Origin of the sequence: Antarcticimicrobium sp., assembly GCF_029212575.1 — a bacterium.
In the GTDB taxonomy this organism is placed as follows: Bacteria; Pseudomonadota; Alphaproteobacteria; order Rhodobacterales; family Rhodobacteraceae; genus Antarcticimicrobium.
On sequence record NZ_JARGPK010000045.1, the window covers coordinates 1 to 3,578 of the forward strand.

The 3,578-nt window shown below is 64.0% G+C and carries 3 protein-coding genes; all 3 read left to right on the plus strand.

Translation table 11 applies throughout. The annotated features are described in order from the left end of the window. The coding region (locus tag P1U75_RS09100) for a polysaccharide biosynthesis protein (protein WP_300242358.1) at window positions 1-336 on the plus strand (336 nt) is incomplete at its 5' end. 208 nt (window positions 337-544) lie between these two features. Beyond that, window positions 545-2,701 carry a YjbH domain-containing protein gene (locus tag P1U75_RS09105; protein WP_300242360.1) on the plus strand — a complete coding sequence of 719 codons (2,157 nt, stop codon included), beginning with the start codon at window positions 545-547 and terminating at the stop codon, window positions 2,699-2,701. 2 nt (window positions 2,702-2,703) lie between these two features. Next, window positions 2,704-3,417, plus strand: a complete 714-nt coding sequence (locus P1U75_RS09110) for a YjbF family lipoprotein (RefSeq protein ID WP_300242362.1) — start codon at window positions 2,704-2,706, stop codon at window positions 3,415-3,417. The last annotated feature ends 161 nt before the right edge of the window (window positions 3,418-3,578 follow it).

Below are 3,578 nucleotides of genomic sequence, written 5' to 3' on the forward strand. Positions count from 1 at the left end.
TCGATCCTGCAGCTGGCCCGTCAGGTGATCGCCAGCGCCGGTTACACGGTGCGCGACGAAGACAATCCCGAAGGCGATATCGCCATCGACATCATCGGGCTGCGCCCCGGCGAGAAGATGGAAGAGGAGCTGACCCTCAGCCAGGAAGTGATCGGCACCCGGCATCAGAAGATCTTCTGCGCCCGGGAAACCGTGCTGTCGGAACTCGAAACCGCCGCCTTGTTGCGCGGGCTGCGTCAGGCAGTGGCCGCCGGGGACGAGAGCGCGGCCCGGCAGGTGGTGATGCGCTGGGTCGAAGGCTATACCCAGCCCCCCGCGGACCGGAAAACCTCATAAGCGCGCGCCGCGCTGTTCTGACCGTTGATCCGGTTCAGGATTCTGTGTTCTAACCGCCTGAGGCAGGCATTTTCAGACAGTCAGGACCGTCGTGACCTCTTCCCGCAGATATACGTTCCGGCGCGTTTGGCCCTCTCTCGCAGGGTCGGGCACCTCTGGGTTTTCTGCCGCGATCATCGCGGGGATCTGCGCAGGCGCCTCTGGCGCCGTGGCGCAGGACGCCGCCCCGGCGCCAGGATTTGCCACTGCGGCGCAGGTCGACAACTTTGATGCGCCCACTCTGGAGCCACCCGCTGCACCGGGGCTCAATTTCTACGGCACCCCCGGCCTGATGGACACGCCAAGCGCCGAAATGCTGCCGGACGGGCATTTCGCCACCACCTTTTCCTGGTTTGGCGGGCAAAGCCGCTACAACCTGACCTTCCAGGCGCTGCCTTGGCTCAGCGCTTCCTTCCGCTACAACGGCATCCGCAACCTCAACCTCTTTGGCTTCAACACCTATTACGACCGCGGCTTTGACGTGCGCTTCCGTCTGCTGCGCGAGCGGCGCTACCTGCCGGAACTGACCATGGGATTACAGGATTTCGCCGGCACCGGGGTCTATGCAGCGGAATATCTGGTCGCCACCAAGCGGATCGAGACGCCGCCCCTGCGTTTTGGCGGCGCGCCCGGGCGCAGCCCCGGCCAACTGAAAGTCTCGGCCGGTCTGGGCTGGGGGCGGCTCGGCTCTTACGGGGCGATTGGCAATATCGGCGGCAAGCGCCCCAGTTTCGTCGGTGGCGGCACCGGCGGTAACCTCTCCTATGACCAATGGTTCCGCGGCGATTTCGCGCCTTTTGCAGGTATCGAATGGCAGGCCAATGAACGCTGGTCCGTCAAGGCGGAGTATTCCTCGGACGCCTATGTGACCGAGACCCGCATCTCCAATGTTTTCGAGCGCAAGTCGCAGGTGAACTACGGGCTTGAGTACCAATGGTCCAAGACCACCCGCATCGGCGCCTATTACATGTATGGCTCCGAACTTGGCATCACCGCGCAGTTCCAGCTGAAGCCCCGGCACCCGATCATCGCGACCCAGGTGCCCGCCCCGGCGCCCATCGTGCCGCGCAGCCAATGGGCCACGAAAGAGGAACACTGGAGCCAGGATTGGACCGAAAGCGAATATAAACGCACCCGGTTCCGCGATCTGGTGGCTGAAGGGCTGAAACCGCACGGGTTGATCCTGGAGGCAATCGACCTCAAGGGGACCGAGGCCGAGGTGCGGTTCCGCAACCCGCGCTACCGCTCTTATGCCATCGCAGTGGGCCGGGTGGCGCGCACCATGGCGCTGACGCTGCCGCCTTCGATCGAAACCTTCCGCATCATCCCGGTGCGTTCGGGCATGGGCCTGTCCACCACGGTGATCCGGCGCTCCGATCTGGAAGAGCTGGAATTCTCGCCCGAGGCCTCTGATGGTCTGATGGCGGTGGCGGCGGTGACCGGCGCCGGGCCGCTGCCGGAGACGGCAATCTTCTCCGAGGAACTTTATCCCGCCTTCACCCGCTCCATCAGCCCCTATGCGGCGCCGGCCTATTTCGACCCGGCCCGGCCGTTCCGGCTGGATGTAGGGGTGGATTTTGCGGCGGGCTATTCCCCGGCACCGGGCTGGCGCATCGCCGGCACCATCCGCCAGCGGGCCTGGGGTAACGTGCAGGACGGGCGGGCCTCGAACTCGGTGCTGCCGCATGTGCGCACCGACCAGTCCTTTTATGCGCAATATGGCACCACGCTGGAAAACCTCTACGTGGACCGCAGCTGGCAGCCGCGGCGCAATGTCTATGCCCGCCTGCGCGCCGGCCTGTTCGAAAGCATGTATGGCGGTCTGTCCGGCGAGGTGCTGTGGAAACCGGTTTCCAGCCCGCTGGCGCTGGGGGTCGAGGCCAATTACGTCATCCAGCGCGATTACGACCAGCGCCTGTCCTTCCGCGATTACAAGACCTTCACCGGCCATGCCTCGGCCTATCTGGAACTGGGCGAAAGCTATCAGGCGCAGGTCGATGTGGGGCGCTACCTGGCCGGGGATTACGGCGGCACCTTCAGCCTGTTCCGGGAGTTCGAGAACGGCTTCAAGGTCGGCGGTTTCTTTACCCTGACCAATGTCTCGGCTGCCGATTTCGGCGAAGGCTCCTTTGACAAGGGGTTCTACTTCCGCATTCCGCTGGGCTGGCTCCTGGGCAAGGAAACCCGCAACGCCTACGGGCTGACCATCCGCCCGATCCAGCGCGACGGCGGCCAGCGCGTCGGCGGGGTCGGCGGTCTTTACGGCGATGTGCGCACCGCCCACCGCCGCAGCCTGCGGGCGCAACGGGCGAGGTTCTGGGAATGATCATGGCACAGCTGACCCGCCCCCTGCGCGCATTCGCCGGGATCCTCAGCGCTGCGCTTGTGCTGGTCGCCTGCAGTGGCGGGCCGCAGGATGCACCGCTTGAGGTGGAAATCATGCAGGTCGTCGGCCAGCAGGTGAAGCAACGCCTGCAGCGCAAGCCCGAACGCCCGCCGGTCACCCGGGCGCTGCTCGACAGCCTGGACGAGACTTATATCGAGGTCACCATCGAGGACGATGGCCAGCGCGCCTATCTGCAGCCGCAGCTGGTAAAACGGGACAGCACCCCGGGTCAGGTCACCGTCTGGCTGACCGAGGATGCGGTGACGCTGGCGATGCGCAACGGCGTGCTTACAGCCACCCGCGGGCTGCGCAACGACATGCTGTCTTCTTCGGCGCTGGTCCGCGAGACCGGCGGCGTGATGGGGCCCGCGGGTACCGGCGCGCGGCGCTATGAATTTGCCGCGCTCGACAACCGGTCGCAGGTCTTCACCCTAGCCTGCACCGTCTCTGATCTGGGCTCGGAGACCATCGAAATCATCGAGTTAACCTATCAGACCCGGCATCTGCAGGAACGCTGCGAATCCGGTCCGGATGGCGAATCCGGCGTGGTGGTCAATGACTACTGGATCGATTCCCGCAGCGGCCATCTGTGGCAATCGCGGCAATGGGCCGGTCCCACCACCGGCTATCTGCGTATCCGCCAGCTAACACTTTGAGCGAATTACCGCCTTTTTCGCCTTATTTTCCCCGCATTTCGCAGGGGGGGGGAGCGGTTTTCGCGCAACGCTCGAAAAAAATGTAATATTGCGCTTTCCTCAACCACTCCTTTCATTGAACCGAAAGGATATTTCGCATAAGTTCACTATCAAAAGATCTT